This is a genomic window from Amycolatopsis sp. NPDC104775 (assembly GCF_055583325.1).
Map to the genome: position 1 here is coordinate 750,286 of NZ_JBVJOE010000001.1, position 15,464 is coordinate 765,749.

Genomic DNA, 15,464 nt, shown 5'->3' on the forward strand with positions numbered 1-15,464 from the left:
TCGGCGCAGGGGGCCGGCCCGTTCCCGGTCCGGCGGGGACACTTGACTCTCACACCGTGTCAGAGCGTGTGCTGGGGAGGTCATGTTCACCATCGGAGAATTCGCCCGCCACGGCCGGGTTTCGGTTCGCATGCTGCGGCACTACGACGCGCTCGGCCTGCTCCGGCCCGCCGAGGTCGACCCGTTCACCGGCTACCGGCGCTACACCGCGGGACAGCTGGCCGCGCTGAACCGGATCGTCGCGCTCAAGGAGCTCGGCTTCGGGCTCAGCGAGGTCGCCGCGCTGCTGGACGAGCAGGTCTCGCCCGAGCAGGTCCGCGGCATGCTGACGCTGCGCCGGGCCCAACTGGCCGAACGGGTCGCCGCCGACCGGCTCCGGCTGGCCGAGATCGAGGCGAGACTCCGCACGCTGGAAAGCGAGCACGCCATGCCGGACACCGAAATCGTCGTCAAGGACCTCCCCGCCACGCGCGTCGTGCGGCTCACCGCGACCGTCGCGAGCTTCTCCCCCGAGGCGATCAGCCCGGTTCTGCGCCCGCTGTGCGCGGAACTCGGCCGCCGCCTCGAAGGATCCGACGCCACCCCGGCCGGGCCGCTGACCTGCTACTACGAAAAGCCCGCCGCGGAGGACGATCCCGTCGTCGTGCACGCGGCGCTCCCGGTGTCCGGCGCCGTCGCCGCACTGAACGGCCTCGAACTGGCCGAACTGCCCGCCGCCCGCGCCGCGACGCTGGTCCAGCGCGGCCCGGCGAGCGGATTCCTCGCCGGCTACCAGCGGCTCGCCCGGTGGACCGACGAGCACGGGTTCCGCGCGGACGGCTTCCCCTGCGAGGTCTATCTCCACACTTCCGAGGACGAGCGTGAGTGGGTTGTCGAACTGCGCGAGCCGTTCGCCGAGGAACCGCGCTGACCGGCCAAGACCCGACCTTCGACGGTTGTGCCGCCGCCCGTTCCGGAGGCGAATGGGTGGGGACGACCCGAGGAGGACGAAGGTGTTCTCGACAGGTCCCGGCACCCAGCCGGACCGGCTCGCCGACGCGCTGGCGGACGGGCCGTTCAGCCGTGCCCTGACCCTGGCCATCGACCGCAGCGGGCTCGGCCTCGACCGGCTCCGGGACCGGCTCGCCGCGGCGGGCGCCGCGGTCAGCACCACGACGCTCAGCTATTGGCGGACCGGCCGCACCGTGCCCGCCCGCGCCCGTTCGCGCGTCGCGGTGCGGATTCTCGAAGGCGTGCTCGACCTGCCGCCGGGCTCGTTGACCGGGCTCATCGAACGCGATCCGGAACCCCCGCCGGTTCCGGTCGTGCGATGGGAAAGGCTGTGGGGACGCCGCAACGCCGTGCTGCGGGTGCTGAACTCGTTCGAAACGGCGTACCGGACGTCGCTGGTGGTGGTGAGCCTTCACGAGGCTGTGCACGTCGGCCCGGACCGGCGGCTGCACCGGCTGGAGGTGCGCGAGGTCCTCCGGGCGACGGAGGACGACACGCACATCCGGCTGGTCACCGCGCACGGAGTCGGCCCCGGCTGCCCGCCGCGGCTGGTGCGCACCCGCTACTGCTCGCCCGGACGCACGGAAACCCTGGCCGAGGAAGGGTTCACGGTGGCCGAACTCGTCCTCGGCCGCGGCCTGGACCGGGGCGAAACCGCGATCGCCGAGTACGAGTTCGAGTTCACCGACGACCGGCCGGACTGGTCGTACGAGCGCCGGTTCCGCAACGCGGTGCACGAACACCTGCTGGAACTGCACTTCGCGCCCGGCTGCGCACCGCGGGCCTGCCACGCCTACCGGCTCGACTCCCCCGCCGGGCCGGAGACGACCGTCGCCGAGCTGCCGATCACCGAAGGCCTGCCCGCGCACATGGTGTCGGCCGCGGTCACTCCGGGGATCCTGGGCCTGCGCTGGCATTGGGACACGCCATGATGGACGCATGGAATCGACGCGGATCGACCGCTGGCTCTGGGCGGTCCGGCTGACCAAGACGCGCGCCGACGCCGCGGCCGCCTGCCGCGGCGGGCACGTGCGCGTGAACGACCGCCCGGCGAAACCCGCGACGTCGGTGGTGCCCGGCGACGAGGTCCGCGCCCGGATCGGGACGACGACGCGCGTGGTCGAGGTCGTGCAGGTGATCCAGAAACGCGTGGGAGCCGCCGTCGCGGCCACCTGTCTCATCGACCGCACCCCGAAGCCGCCGCCCGAAGCGGCGATCCCGGTCGCCCGCCGCGAGCGCGGCGCGGGCCGCCCGACGAAGCGGGAACGCCGGGTGCTGGACGAATTCCGCCGCCAGCAGGGCTGACCCCACGAGGACCCTCGACCTGGCGCTTCCTTGCGGGCTCATTTGCGTACATTGTAAGCTTACGACGTACGCACACGCGACCCGAGGAGTCCGCCGTGATCCCGATCGCCGTCGCCGTCCCGCTGCTGTGGCTGGCCTGGCTAGTCCTGACCGAATGGGTGCCGATGTTCCCGCTCAACGACCTCGCCCCGGGCAATCTCCGCCCGCGCCTGCTGGCCGCCGCGATCAACTACCCGTTCCCGCTGCTCATCGCCGCGGGCGTGGCGCTGCACCGGCCGTGGTCGTCGATCGCGGCTCTGGCACTGTGCGCGCTGATCCTCGCCGGGCACGACGTCGTCCCGGACGTCCAACACCTGGTCGTCGGAGCGCTCACCCTGGTCATGTGCGGCACGACGCTGGCTGCCACGCTGACCGCATGAACGACACGCCGCGCCGCCGGCCGGGCCGCCCGCCGCAGGTCAGCGCCGACCAGATCGTCACGGCGGCGATCGGCCTCATCGACGACGACGGCCTCGACGCCTTGACCATGCGAGCGCTCGGCTCCCGCCTCGGCGTCGCGGCGATGTCGTTGTACCGCCACGTCCCGCACCGCGACGCTGTGCTCGCCGCGGTTGTCAATCGCCTGGTCACCAGCGCGCTCGCCGACCTCGAACCCCAGGAGTCCTGGCCGGAAGCGGCGATCGGGTTCGCCGAGGCGTACCGCGCCATGCTGCTCAGCCATCCGAACGCGGTCCCGCTGCTGGCCACGCATCCTGTCGACGTCGAAGCGGTCACGCCGCTGCTCGCGGGGGTGCTCGACCGGTTCGCCGCGGACGGGATCGCGCAGGAAACCGCGCTGATCGCGGTGCAGTCCATCGGGGTCTACACCCTCGGCCACGCGCTCGCACAGCTCGGCTCGCCGCCGGAGCGGGCCGATCCGGCCGCCGCCGAGTACTACGACCAGTGGTTCGCCGCCGGGCTGCACGCCATGGTCAAGGGGTTCCGGCCGTGATCAGGCGTCCGATTTCTCCTTCTCGCGCTTGCCCCAGTGCACGTACCGCTCTTCCACCGCCCGTTTCGCGACCTCCGGATAATGCAGGTCGGAAGCGGGGCGCTCCGAGCGGATCCGCGGCAATTCGGTGAAATTGTGCCGAGGCGGCGGGCTCGACGTGGCCCACTCCAGAGAACCGCCGAAGCCCCACGGATCGTCCACCTCGACCTGTTCGCCGTAGCGGTAGCTCTTGACCACGTTCCAGATGAACGGCAGCACCGAAGCCCCGAGAATGAACGCGCCGATGGTGGAAATCGTGTTCAGCAAGGTGAAGCCGTCGCTGCGGAGGTAGTCCGCGTACCGCCGCGGCATCCCTTCCGCGCCGAGCCAGTGCTGGACCAGGAACGTCGTGTGGAAGCCGATGAACGTCGTCCAGAAGTGCCATTTCGCGAGCGGTTCGTCGAGCATCCGGCCGGTCATCTTCGGGAACCAGAAGTAAATTCCGGCGAACGTGGCGAACACGATCGTGCCGAACAGCACGTAGTGGAAGTGCGCGACCACGAAATAGGTGTCGGTGATGTGGAAGTCCAGCGCGGGAGAAGCCAGCAGCACTCCAGTCAGGCCGCCGAGCAGGAAGGTGACGAGGAATCCGACCGACCACAGCATCGGCGATTCGAACGACAGCGTCCCCTTCCACATCGTGCCGATCCAGTTGAAGAACTTGATCCCGGTCGGCACCGCGATGAGGAACGTGAGAATCGAGAAGAACGGCAGCAGCACCGCCCCGGTGGCGAACATGTGGTGCGCCCACACCGTCGCGGACAGCCCGGTGATGCCGACCGTCGCGAACACCATCAGCCGGTAGCCGTAGAGCGGTTTCCGGCTGAACACTGGAATGATTTCAGTGACGATCCCGAAATACGGCAGCGCGACGATGTACACCTCGGGATGGCCGAAGAACCAGAAGAGATGCTGCCACAGGATGGCCCCGCCGTTCGCGGGATCGAAAACATGCGCGCCGAGCCTCCGGTCGGCCTCCAGCCCGAACAGAGCGGCGGTGAGGATCGGGAAGGCGAGCAGCACCAGGATCGCGGTGAAGAGGATGTTCCAGGTGAAAAGCGGCATCCGGAACAGCGTCATTCCCGGGGCGCGCAGGCACAGGATCGTCGTGGTCATGTTGACCGCGCCGAGAATGGTGCCGAGCCCGGACACGATCAGGCCCATGATCCACAGATCCCCGCCGACCCCGGGACTGTGCACGGCGTCCGACAACGGCGTGTACGCCGTCCAGCCGAAGTCCGGTGCCCCGGCGGGCGTCAGGAACGAACTCAGCACGATCAACCCGCCGAAAAGGTACAGCCAGTAGGAAAACGCGTTCAACCTCGGGAACGCGACGTCCGGGGAACCGATTTGCAGCGGCAGCACGAAGTTGGCAAATCCGAAGACGTTCGGCGTCGCGTACAGCAGCAGCATGATCGTGCCGTGCATGGTGAACAGCTGGTTGTACTGCTCCTGCGACAGGAATTGCAGGCCGGGCTGGGCCAGTTCGCCGCGCATCAGCAGCGCCATCGCACCGCCGATAAGGAAGAACGCGAACGAACTGCCAAGATAGAGCAGCCCGATCTGCTTGTGGTCGGTGGTGCGCAGGAGGCCCAGCAGCACTGAGCCTTTCTTGCCTCGGCGGGGCGGGGCGGCGACCGCCACCGGCCGGGGTTTCAGCTGCGTCATGACCGACCTCCCGCGCACCCGCCGATTGCCGGGCAACCGACGGCAGCCCGGCCTCACTCCGGCCGGGTAACCGGCCCCAGCCCGTGGCAAACCCCCGTTTTTTTCAGCGCGAGGGCAGCTCGCCGGTCATCAGCGCCGCGCCGAAGACGACCGCCGCGCCGAGCACCAGGAACACCGCCCCGGCCGCGGGCGCGGAGGCCCACCACACCACGCCCGACGCGGCCACCAGCCAGGCCCCGACGAGCGTTTCCTTCCGGGCCGGCGGCGCTGCCTTGAGCGCGCGCAATCCCGCGCTGCCCAAGGCGAGCACGCCGATCGCGAGCACCGCCAGCACCGGCCAGTACATCCTCCTCACTCCCGGAATTCGCCGCTGTGCCTGCGGTAGGCGACGGTCACCGAGATGACGGCGAAAATCGCCAGCAGGACGCCGACGATCAGCGAATTCGTGCGGACCGCGTCGCGATGGCCGTCCACTGGATAGCCGAACGCGAACGGCGCGGCGATGAGCCAGAACCCGATCGCGACGTTGACCAGCCCCAGCCAGCGCGCCCGTTCCGGCAGGCCGAACCGGACCAGCGCGACCACCGCCACGGCGATCCCGCAGGCCAGGCTGTTCCAGAATCCGGCCGTCGCGGACAGCGTGAACGAATAGCTGTACGCGAACGCCGCGATCACCAGCCACGCACCGGCCAGGAACTCAGCGGCGAGCGGCAGCCTGCTTTCCCGCAGTTTGCGGTCCCGCGGAGTCAACGCGGTGAGCGCCATGCTCATCTTCATTCCGTTGGTCACCTCCTCGCCGGGGTGGCCGGGGCTACTGCCCGGCCTTGATTCCCGGCTCGCCGTGGTCGAACTGAATCGCCTGATGCAACGGCACCGTCGTGGTCCGGGCGGGTCGCGGAGCCCGCAGGCCCATCGGCAGGACCACCCGGTGGTGCGCCGCTTCGAGCACCATCGCGCTGCACGCGTACCAGGCCAGCACCGCGGACGCGAGCAGGAAGTACGCGGCGATGGTGCGCACGACGCCGACGTCGCCGATCAGCCCGATCGCCAGCAGCGTCGCCCCGGCGGCCAGCACCGCGAGCAGCGCGCAGAGCACCAGGCTTTCCGCCAGCGCGGCGAGCGCGCCGGTCCAGGTGATCGCCGCGAGGCCGACGAACCAGAAGCCGATCGCGGCCGCCGCGACCGGACTGGCCGTCGTCGAGGGCAGTCCGCCGAGGCCGACGAACAGCTGGTAGACCCCGTAGCCAAGCCAGAACGCGCCCCACGCGCCGTGGATGACGGTCGCGAGAGCGTCGCGGGCCCGGTACGACCACATCGCGGCGAGGAACTGCGCGACGCCGCCGAAGGCGAACGCGAACGGGGCCAGCAGCAGGGGCGTCGTCGTGCTGTCGCCGAACCAGCCGGCCATGTTCGCCGCCACCATGAACGTCGACACCGCGAACCCGGCGAGCCCCAGGATCGACGGTGCGGCCACCGGGCTCAGATTGATGTGCGTGTGCTCGCGCCAGAACGAGTACTCCGCGCCGTCGCCGCCGGCCGGCATCGCGCGGTCGGCCATGTTCATCTCACGGGTCATCTCCGGCTCCTTTCCGCGCCGAAATCCCCTGTGCGCCGCGCGTACCCCGCCGCTGACCTGCGGAACCCTGCATCTGCTAGGCCGAATGAGTGAATTTCGCCCCCCGTCGGGCGACTGTCCGCCTCCCGCCCAACGACCGGCAGTGTCCATTTCGGACGCGACACTCCCCCGCGCGGACGGCGTTCCCGGCGGCGGCGGGTCCGATATGCCAGGGTGGGCGCATGGCGCGCGTCCGCGGTTATCTGTTGTCCTGGACCACTTTGCTGCCCTTGGTCGCCCTCGTCCTGCTGGCGCTCACCTGGGGCCGCACGCTGGGTCCGGTGCCGGTCGCACTGGTGGCGATCGCGCTGGCGGGCACGGTTCTCGCCGCGGTGCACCACGCCGAGGTGGTAGCGCACCGGGTCGGCGAACCGTACGGCTCGCTGGTGCTCGCGGTCGCGGTGACGGTGATCGAAGTCGCGCTGATCGTCACGATGATGGCCTCCGGCGGCGAAAAGGCCGACACGCTGGCGCGCGACACAGTGTTCGCCGCGGTAATGATCACCACCAACGGCATCGTCGGGCTGTCGCTTCTCGTGGGCGCGCGCCGGTACGGGGAAACGCGGTTCCACCCCGAAGGCAGCGGCGCGGCCCTGGCGACAGTCGGCACGCTCGCGACGCTGAGCCTCGTCCTGCCGACGTTCACCGCGAGTACGCCCGGACCGGCGTTTTCCGCCCCGCAGCTGGGTTTCGCGGCCGGTGCGTCACTGGTCCTGTACGCCACTTTCGTGATGACGCAGACCGTCCGGCACCGCGATTTCTTCCTCCCGGTCGACGCCGACGGCGAGACCCGCGAAGAAGAGCACGCGGAACCGCCAAGCGCGCAGAAGACTTTGGTCAGCCTCGTTCTGCTGCTGATCGCCCTGGTCACCGTCGTCGGCCTGGCGAAGGTCGAGTCCCCGGCGATCGAGGCAGGCGTGCGCGCGGCCGGGCTGCCGCAGTCCTTCGTGGGCGTGGTGATCGCCCTGCTGATCCTGGCCCCGGAAACGCTCGCGGCGGTCCGCGCGGCACGGCGCGACCGGATGCAGATCAGCCTCAACCTCGCGTACGGCTCGGCGATCGCCAGCATCGGCCTGACGATTCCGGTCATCGCGCTCGCCTCGGTGTGGCTCAAGGGCCCGCTGCTGCTCGGCCTCGGGCCGACGCACATCGTGCTGCTCGCGCTCACGGTGGTGGTCAGCGTGCTGACCGTGGTGCCGGGGCGGGCTACGCGGCTGCAGGGCGGGGTGCACCTGGTGTTGCTGGCGGGCTTCCTGGTGCTGGCGATGAACCCGTGAGTCCTGCTGCCGGGGTTGTCAGGACGTGGCTCCATAGTGGACTGCCGAGCACTCCGCATCGCGTTCCGGTCCGCGCACGGGCTGTAGCACCGGCGCGGTTCCAAGGCGGGCGAGCCTTCTCCGCGAACGAGATTCCCGGTTAGCTTGCCGGTCCGGCAGGCAGCGTCCGACCGCTGGTCGAGCGGCCTTTTCCGCCGCTTCCTCCGGCCCGCCGCCCGCCGTTGCCGCGGGCTGGGGCAGATAAAGGACGCCGGTTTTGTCGGTGCTCATCCGTATCCTGGCCGAGTGAAGATCCAGCAGTCCCCTACCCCGTCCGCTGCGGCCGGTGAAGCCGCGCGCAGAGCTTCTCCCGGCGGCCGTCCGGCGTTCCTCGGCCGTTCACTGTGTGCCGGCTTCGCGAGCGCCCGAGGCGCCGCCGCCCGGCTCGCGACCCCGGAGTCCGGTGCCGCGACCGTCTGCGAGGTGCGCCCATGAGCGGCGTCTCCTCCGCCGCCCCGGAGGCTCCCGCGCGGCCGCCCGTCAAACCCGGGCTGCTGATCAGCGTGCTCGTGCTGTCGGCGTTCGTGATGATCCTCAACGAGACCATCCTGAGCGTCGCGCTGCGCGACCTCGCCCTCGACCTCTCCGTGCCGACCACCACGATCCAGTGGCTCACCAGCGGATTCCTGCTCACCATGGCCGTGGTGATCCCGACGACCGGATTCCTGCTCGAACGGTTCACGCCGCGGCAGGTGTTCGTCTTCTCGCTCGCCTCGTTCAGCCTCGGCACGCTGCTGTGCGGCGTCGCGCCCGGGTTCGGTGTGCTGATGGCGGGCCGGGTCGTGCAGGCGTGCGGCACCGCGGTGATGATCCCGCTGCTGATGACCACCGTCATGCGGCTCGTGCCTGCCGAGCGCCGCGGCGCGACGATGGGCACGATCAGCATCGTCATCGCGGTCGCGCCCGCGATCGGCCCGACGATCGGCGGCGCGGTGCTGTCGTCGCTCGGCTGGCGGTGGATGTTCTTCATCGTGCTTCCGCTGTCGGTGGCCGCGCTGGTCGCCGGAGTGCTGCAGCTGCGGATCGACAGCGAAACCCGCGCGGTTCCGCTCGACGTCGTCTCCGTCGTCCTGTCCGCCCTCGGTTTCGGCGGAGTGCTGTACGGCCTGTCGTCCGCGGGCGAATCCGCCGAGACGGCCCTGCTGCCCCCATGGCTGCCGATCGTCGTCGGCGTGGTTGCGCTGGCGGTGTTCGGCTGGCGGCAGCTCCGCCTGCAGCGGCGCGACCGCGCCCTGCTCGATCTGCGCCCGTTCACCCACCGCAGCTTCGTCGTCGCGCTGGGGCTCAGCGCGTTGCTGTTCATGTGCCTGATCGGCGTGGGCGCGATCCTGCTGCCGCTGTATCTGCAGACCGTCCTGCACAAGTCCACGTTCGTCAGCGGACTGGCCGTGCTGCCCGGCGGTTTGGTGCTGGGCCTGCTCGGCCGCCCGGTCGGAGCCCTGTTCGACCGGGTCGGCGCGCGTCCCCTGGTGCTGCCCGGCGCGCTCGCGATGACGGTCTCGCTCTGGCTGTTCTCCTTGCTGGGCCCGGATTCCCCGCTGATCGCGCTGATCGGCATCCACATCGTCCTGATGGCCGGCCTCGGCCTGATGATGACGCCGCTGATGACCGAGTCGCTGGCCGCACTGCCGGACCATCTGTATTCGCACGGCAGCGCGATCCTCTCGACGCTCCAACAGGTCGCGGGCGCGCTGGGTACTGCGGTGTTCGTCAGCGTCGCGACCCTCAGCAGCGCCGTAGGCGCCGCAGTAAGCCCTGACGCCGACGGGCTGCAGACGGCGTTCGTCGTCGCCGGCTGCATCGGAGTGGTCGCGGTGGCCGGGGCCTGGTTCGTCCGGTCGCCCCGCCCGGAACGAACGAAGGAGGACGCCTGACCCCCGTGGACCCGGAACGGCTCGACGCCGTCGCGCGCACCTACACCGCGCCGATGACCAGCATCCGCGGCCGCCGCGTGCACCGGCTGATAACGCGCCGGATGGCCAGCTACGACCACGTGCTGCCAGCCGTCACTGCCGACGGCGGCCCGGCCCTGCTGGCCTTGTCCGCTGACGGCCGAGCCGCCTTCTGCCACAGCGACGGCCGCGGCGCGACCGCGGACTTCGTCACCTGCGGCCCGACGCCCGGCGTCACGGTGACGTCGGCGCACGACCTGACGAAGGATTCGCTGCCGGTGCTGAGCTGGACCGTCCGGCATCCGGGGTTGCTGGACGTCGCGGGGCCGCTGACGATCCGACCCGGCGAGGCGGATCAGGAGGAGATCGAGGCGGCCCTGCGTCCTCGGTGACCGGCTGGGGCCGCCGGGGTTTACGGCAGGGCGGCTCGGAGTCTGTGCCTGGCCACTCCGTGGTCACGGCCAGGCCTCGAGCCGCTCGTTACGGCGGGTGCTCGGGAGGGGCGGCCTCGCGCGCCGGATCCGCAGTCGCCGTTCGCGAGAGCAGGCTCCGCAGGCGAAAACCTCAGCGACGCCCGTCAGGCTCCACGGACCCCCTGGGCTTCGTCAGCCTCGTGCGCGCCAACTCTCCGGGGCTGCCCTGCGCCTCGCCGCCGACAGCAGCACCGATTCAACCGACAAAACAACACCTCTCGCCACAAACCCCGGCTTGTCTCGCCCGCCCCACGAGACCAACATCCGCGCACGCAGGTCATCCCGTGGCCGCCGCCCTTCCTCAACCGCTGGCCGACATCGGTCCGTCCTCGTGGCTTCCCGAGACAGCCGCGGTGAAAACCCGCCCCGGATAAGGAAACAACCTCAACAAAACTCCGCCCGCGCAGCCGCCTCCCCTACCGTCACCGGGTCCAGATCAGGATGCGCGGCCTCCGCTCGTTCCCACTGCACCGCGGCCTCCCCCGAAACCCCTTGCGCCGCAGCGACATTCCCCAGCCCCAAGTAAGCCCGCGCCGCCTCGTGCGAACTCCCGCAAGCCTCCGCGCGAGCCACCGCCTCCCGGTACGCCGACTCGGCACCGCTATGGTCCCCGTCGCGGAACTTCGCCCACCCCAGGCAGTTCAGCCCCATCACAACATCCAGTTCCAGCCCCAGTTCCTCAAACACCGCCAACGTTTCCTCGACCAACCGGGCGGCTTCGGCAGGCCGCCCCAGCGCCGTCAGGACAAGGGCGATCCCCCGCGTCGTGATGGCGCCGCTGCGCCGGTTGCCGGTCAGTTCGTAGAAATCGGCCGCGGTGCGCAGGTCGCGCAGGGCTTGGTCGTGGTTGCCGCGGTAGTGCTCGGCCCACGCGGAATGCGCCAGGGCCGTCGCTTCGCCGTGGCGGTCGCCGATTTCCCGGTACTCCCGCAGGGCTTGGCGGTAACACCGGGACGCCTCGTCCAGATCGCCACGGTCGACGTACGCGATCCCGAGGTTCGCGGTGGTCGTCGCGGCGGCCCAGCGGTTGCCGACGGCTTCGGCGGCGGCGCGCGCCCAGCGGTGCGTCGCGATCCACGGGTCCCACAGTTTGGTCAGGTAGAAGAATCCGCGCAGGAAGAACGCCAGCTGCCAGCATCGTTCGGACCCGCCGGTCCGGCGGCACAGCGCGACCAGGTTCGGCCATTCCGCGCGGAACCAGGCGATCGCGCTGTCCTGGTCCGGGAACTCGACCTCCGGCAGCCCGGGCGGGTACGCGACCTCCGGGCGGTACCGCGGGCCGCTCAGCACCCGGTCGGCGCGTTCCGCGGCCGCGACGGAGAAATCGGCCAGGCGGGCGAAGGCGGCGTCGTCCGCGCTGCCGGAAGCGGCGAAAACCCTTACCAGGTCGTGGAAACCGTACCGGCCCAGTTCCGGCTGGGTGAGCAGGTACGCCTGGTGCAGGCGGTCCAGCAGGCGTTCCGCTGTCCGGGAATCCAGCGAGCCCAGCGCTTGCGCGGCGAAGACGTCGAAGTCCGGGCCGGGGTGCAGGGCGAGCAAGCCGAACAGCCTTGCTTCCGGCGGGTCGAGCTGGCGCACGGACAATCGGAAAGCCGCAGCCAGGCTTCGTTCGCCGTCGTCGAGTTCGCTCAGCCGGCGAGTCTCGTCGGCCAAGCGGCGTTCCAGTTCCGCGACATCCCACGCCGGGTGGGCGCGCAGGCGAGCCGCGGCGATCCGGATCGCCAGCGGGAGGCGGCCGCAGCGGTCGGCGATCCGCAACGCGGCGTCCGGGGACGCACCGGTCAAGGCGGCGACCAGTTCGGCGGCGGCTGCGGACGGGAGGACGCCCAGTGAGAGGTGCCGCGCTTCGTCCAAAGCGGGCAGCCGGGAGCGGCTCGTGATCACGACCCGGCATTTCGGTTCGGCGGGCAGCAGCGGGCGCACCTGCCCGGTGCTGCCCGCGTTGTCCAGCACCAGCAGGAAACTCCGGCCGCGCAGGCAAGTGCGGAAAAGCGCGGCGCGGTCGTCGGGATCGGCCGGGATCCGTTCGGGGGGCACCTCCAGGATCCGAAGCAGACGGTCGTGCGCGTCGGCGGGCGCGACCGGTTCGGCGGAGGTCCCGCGCAGATCGAGAAAGAGACTGCCGTCGGCGAAGGACGCTTCGAGCCGATAGGCGCACCGCACCGCCAGCGCCGTCTTTCCGGCTCCGCCCATCCCCGAAATCACGCAGATCCCGCCGTCCGACTCGAGAATCTCGCGAACGGCCTGGGATTCCGGATCCCGGCCGGTGAAGTCGGCGGCCGCCGGGGGAAGGCCGGACGGGCGGACGTCCGGCCTGGTGCGCCGTTTTCCGGATTCGGCGGGAATCAGCGCAGTAAGAGCACCAGGAGTACCGAATTCGGATTCACATAAGGTGGCGAGTGCGGAATTCGGGGCAGCAAGACCCGTTTCGACTTTGCTCAGGTATCCCTTGCTGTAGTGCACCCGCCCGGCCAGCTCAGTGAGCGACAGTCCGGCCGAGAGTCGCAGCCGCCGCAGTTCCGCCCCGAACGTCGCGCGCGCTGTCATCCGCCTCCACCCTCTTCTCGCTCCCAGTATGACGGTCCGGCAGACACCGGCCCGCGGTTTCGTCACGGCGCGGTCCGCACCGGCACCGGCGGCGCGACCGGCGCGGGCCCGCCCGGATGGCCGAGGGCGAGTCCGGACACGAGCGCCAGCCCGGCGAGCCACAACCCGGCCCGCACCAGCAGAGAAAACGAACAGACGACCTTCACGGCAAGCTCCTCCAGGGGATTTCCGCCCGCCCGATCGGCGGCTTGTCCCGAGAATGCGGGGCCGCCCGGCGCCAGGGGAAGGAGTTTCCCGTTTCCGCCTTTATCGCGTGAACGGGAAACGAAGACGCATTGACCGGCTGCCGCGGCGAAAGGCATATTCAACCTCGGCGGGGCGGCGATCGGAAGGCAGGACTGACTTGATCTCGCTCAGAAGAGCGAATATCAGACGGCTGACTGTTCGCCGGCAGCGCGGACGCGACGCGCCCGCGGTAATAGGGAGCAGTCACCCGCCGTTTCGGGAAGGCGCCATTCGAGCGAATTTCCGCTGCCGATAAACCCGGGCGCACCAGCCGGACGCGGGAATGGGAAATCATTCCGGTCACAGTCCGTGCGCCGTCCCCGGGCAAGGCTGGACATCCGCGCCCGCGTTGCGTAACAGTGACTCCGGGCGGGGAGACGCGAGGGAGGAACGGGTGGAACCGAACGCGGCGGACTTGGTCGCGGAATTGAAAGTGCTCCGCAAGGGGCGCGGCGTATTCACCACCCCGCTCGGGATTCGGGTCGGCCCGGTCCTGCGCGAGGTGTGCGGGATTCCCGACAACGCGGAAAACGTCGAGATCCGCGACCGGCTCGCGCACGTGCTGGAGCCGCTGGCCAAAACGCTCCCGGAGGACCTCCGGATCGCCGTGCTCGCGGCGTTCGCGATGCACGAGCCGGCGCGCAAGCCGTTCTATCAGGAACGGGTGCACTGGGCCGCGCGCGAGCTGGACCGCGACGACCGCACGATCCGGCGGCGCATCGACGAGGGCATCGAGCATGTCGCACACCTCGCGCTCGCGGGCCCGCGCGAAGGCGGCGGGCGGCCCGCGCCCGACGGCAGCTGGCACACCGAACTGCTGCACGTCTCCCTCGCGCTGGACCAGAAGCGGCCCGAAGTGTTCGAGTTCCGGAAGATCGTCGCCGACGCCGACGAGGTCGGCGAACTCGACCTCGCGCTCACCCTCACCACCACGTCCACGGCCGCCGGGCCGGTGCGGGAAAGCGATCTGGAGGTCGACGTCTTCCACGGCGGCACGCTGGTCCGCCGCGCGATGGAGTCGAACGACCGGGTCGGCCTCGCGCTGCGGCTGGCCACCCCGCTGGCGCGCGGGGAAAAGCACGAGCTCGCGCTCCGGTTCCGCGCGGAATTCCGGCATCCGCACTACGTGTGCGTGCCGCGGCATCCGGTCGACCAGTTCGACCTGTACGTGCGCTTTCCGGCCGCATCGCCGACGGAAATCGTGCGGCTGGACCGCGTGTTCCAGGACGACGCCCGCGATCCGAACGCACGCGGCGACCTCGTGCGCCTGGACGGATCGGGCGAGGCGCACCTGCGCTTCGACCGCCTCGCGCCCGGCTTCGCCTACGGCATCCGATGGAGCCCGGCCGGCTGAACCCGCCGGCCGGGCCCTCGGCTCCGGTCAGTGCGTGATCATCGCGATTCCCCTTCCCGTCCGGGATTTCTCCGACCGGACCGGGATCGCCGCCGTGCCCGGACGCGCTACCGATGGCCCGGACCTGTCCAAGATCTGTCCAGGTCCGCGCGGATTCCGTTGCCGCGCAACGGACAGAAGCTGGACAACACCCGCGCGGCCGCAACATCCGGGCGCGGCCGTCCGACTCCCGGAACGAGCGGGCGAGGACCACCGCGGCCGCCCGTACGAAAGGAACGACCCCTATGTCCACCGCCACCGTCTCCGAACCGGTCGAAGGCTACGTCCCGCTCGCCGCGCTGCCGCGCCCGTCCGGGCTGCCGCAGCGCCTGGAAACCGTGGTCCGCGCGGCCCGCGACGGCGTCCCCGGCGCGGTGCCGGAACTGCTGGCGCTGCTGAAACCGGTGATCGCGCGCTATTGCCGCGCCCGCATCGGCGGACGCGACCTGTCGTACCTGTCGGCCGACGACGTCGCGCAGGAAGTGTGCATCGCGGTGCTGCAGGCGGTGCCGGGCTACGAGGACCGCGGCGGATCGTTCCTGCACCTGGTGCGCGCGATCGCGGCGAACAAGGTGGCCGACGCCTTCCGCGCGGTGTCGCGCGACCGTTCGCGGCCGGTGCCCGACGTCCCGGAGAACCCGGATCTGCGCGAGGGCCCGGAATCGCACACGATGACCGCCGACCTCGGAGCCTCGCTGGGCAGGCTGCTGGCCGGAATGCCGAAGCTGCAGCAGGAAATCCTGACTCTGCGCGTCGTCGTCGGCCTCACTTCGGCCGAAACGGCGAAGGCGCTGGGGATCTCGGCGGGCAACGTCCGGGTGACGCAATGCCGGGCGCTGGCGAAACTGCGGGACTCGATCCAGGAGCAGGGGCTCGCCGAAGCGCTGCTGGCGTGAACTCGCAACATCGCCCGCGCTGGTCCGGACCACGAAAGAAAAAATCCCCGAAGT

General features: G+C 70.5%; 17 protein-coding genes. 11 read left to right on the plus strand and 6 right to left on the minus strand.

Annotated features, from left to right (window positions below):
- Window positions 1–82 precede the first annotated feature (82 nt).
- The 5 genes from ACZ63D_RS03095 to ACZ63D_RS03115 all read left to right on the plus strand — a co-directional run bounded on the left by ACZ63D_RS03095 (window position 83) and on the right by ACZ63D_RS03115 (window position 3,286).
- Window positions 83–910, plus strand: coding sequence for a MerR family transcriptional regulator (locus ACZ63D_RS03095; protein ID WP_465352626.1), 828 nt, complete (start codon window positions 83–85; stop codon window positions 908–910).
- 82 nt (window positions 911–992) lie between these two features.
- Window positions 993–1,922, plus strand: coding sequence for a hypothetical protein (locus ACZ63D_RS03100; RefSeq protein ID WP_465352627.1), 930 nt, complete (start codon window positions 993–995; stop codon window positions 1,920–1,922).
- A 7-nt stretch (window positions 1,923–1,929) separates the two neighbouring features.
- The gene (locus tag ACZ63D_RS03105) at window positions 1,930–2,295 is read left to right on the plus strand and encodes an RNA-binding S4 domain-containing protein (RefSeq protein WP_009076800.1); all 366 of its coding nucleotides are present in this window, start codon (window positions 1,930–1,932) and stop codon (window positions 2,293–2,295) included.
- 95 nt (window positions 2,296–2,390) lie between these two features.
- On the plus strand, window positions 2,391–2,714 hold the full coding sequence (locus ACZ63D_RS03110; RefSeq protein ID WP_465352628.1) for a hypothetical protein: 324 nt from the start codon (window positions 2,391–2,393) through the stop codon (window positions 2,712–2,714).
- Window positions 2,711–3,286: a TetR/AcrR family transcriptional regulator gene (locus tag ACZ63D_RS03115; protein ID WP_465352629.1), complete on the plus strand. Its 576-nt coding sequence runs from the start codon at window positions 2,711–2,713 to the stop codon at window positions 3,284–3,286. Before ACZ63D_RS03110 ends, ACZ63D_RS03115 begins: the two co-directional genes overlap by 4 nt.
- Here the strand turns inward: ACZ63D_RS03115 and ctaD are convergent, their stop codons facing one another.
- From ctaD to ACZ63D_RS03135, 4 genes are all read right to left on the minus strand, one after another.
- Window positions 3,287–4,993, minus strand: coding sequence for an aa3-type cytochrome oxidase subunit I (gene ctaD / locus ACZ63D_RS03120; RefSeq protein ID WP_465352630.1), 1,707 nt, complete (start codon window positions 4,991–4,993; stop codon window positions 3,287–3,289). It abuts the gene before it with no gap.
- A gap of 103 nt (window positions 4,994–5,096) precedes the next feature.
- Window positions 5,097–5,339 (minus strand): hypothetical protein, encoded by a 243-nt coding sequence (locus tag ACZ63D_RS03125; protein WP_465352631.1) that lies wholly within the window; start codon window positions 5,337–5,339, stop codon window positions 5,097–5,099.
- 5 nt (window positions 5,340–5,344) lie between these two features.
- The gene (locus ACZ63D_RS03130) at window positions 5,345–5,770 is read right to left on the minus strand and encodes an SPW repeat domain-containing protein (RefSeq protein ID WP_465352632.1); all 426 of its coding nucleotides are present in this window, start codon (window positions 5,768–5,770) and stop codon (window positions 5,345–5,347) included.
- A gap of 34 nt (window positions 5,771–5,804) precedes the next feature.
- Complete coding sequence (locus ACZ63D_RS03135; RefSeq protein WP_465352633.1) at window positions 5,805–6,569, minus strand: acetate uptake transporter family protein; 765 nt, start codon at window positions 6,567–6,569, stop codon at window positions 5,805–5,807.
- 221 nt (window positions 6,570–6,790) lie between these two features.
- Here ACZ63D_RS03135 and ACZ63D_RS03140 point away from each other — a divergent pair, with 221 nt between their 5' ends.
- From ACZ63D_RS03140 to ACZ63D_RS03155, 4 genes are all read left to right on the plus strand, one after another.
- The gene (locus ACZ63D_RS03140) at window positions 6,791–7,885 is read left to right on the plus strand and encodes a calcium:cation antiporter (protein ID WP_465352634.1); all 1,095 of its coding nucleotides are present in this window, start codon (window positions 6,791–6,793) and stop codon (window positions 7,883–7,885) included.
- 285 nt (window positions 7,886–8,170) lie between these two features.
- Window positions 8,171–8,359, plus strand: a complete 189-nt coding sequence (locus ACZ63D_RS03145; RefSeq protein WP_465352635.1) for a hypothetical protein — start codon at window positions 8,171–8,173, stop codon at window positions 8,357–8,359.
- A complete protein-coding gene (locus ACZ63D_RS03150) occupies window positions 8,356–9,798 on the plus strand; it encodes an MDR family MFS transporter (RefSeq protein ID WP_465352636.1) in 1,443 nt (480 codons plus the stop codon). The genes ACZ63D_RS03145 and ACZ63D_RS03150 overlap by 4 nt, the downstream gene beginning before the upstream one ends.
- Window positions 9,799–9,803: 5 nt before the next feature.
- Complete coding sequence (locus ACZ63D_RS03155) at window positions 9,804–10,208, plus strand: hypothetical protein (RefSeq protein ID WP_465352637.1); 405 nt, start codon at window positions 9,804–9,806, stop codon at window positions 10,206–10,208.
- Between the two features lie 465 nt (window positions 10,209–10,673).
- On the opposite strand, the gene ACZ63D_RS03160 is transcribed toward ACZ63D_RS03155, so the two are convergent.
- Together ACZ63D_RS03160 and ACZ63D_RS03165 are read right to left on the minus strand one after the other, a co-directional pair.
- On the minus strand, window positions 10,674–12,836 hold the full coding sequence (locus ACZ63D_RS03160) for an ATP-binding protein (RefSeq protein ID WP_465352638.1): 2,163 nt from the start codon (window positions 12,834–12,836) through the stop codon (window positions 10,674–10,676).
- Window positions 12,837–12,898: 62 nt separating this feature from the next.
- On the minus strand, window positions 12,899–13,042 hold the full coding sequence (locus ACZ63D_RS03165) for a hypothetical protein (RefSeq protein ID WP_465352639.1): 144 nt from the start codon (window positions 13,040–13,042) through the stop codon (window positions 12,899–12,901).
- A gap of 473 nt (window positions 13,043–13,515) precedes the next feature.
- Between ACZ63D_RS03165 and ACZ63D_RS03170 the strand changes: the two genes are divergently transcribed.
- Window positions 13,516–14,475: a hypothetical protein gene (locus ACZ63D_RS03170; RefSeq protein ID WP_465352640.1), complete on the plus strand. Its 960-nt coding sequence runs from the start codon at window positions 13,516–13,518 to the stop codon at window positions 14,473–14,475.
- Between the two features lie 284 nt (window positions 14,476–14,759).
- Window positions 14,760–15,410: an RNA polymerase sigma factor ShbA gene (shbA, locus tag ACZ63D_RS03175; RefSeq protein ID WP_465352641.1), complete on the plus strand. Its 651-nt coding sequence runs from the start codon at window positions 14,760–14,762 to the stop codon at window positions 15,408–15,410.
- Window positions 15,411–15,464: the final 54 nt, after the last annotated feature.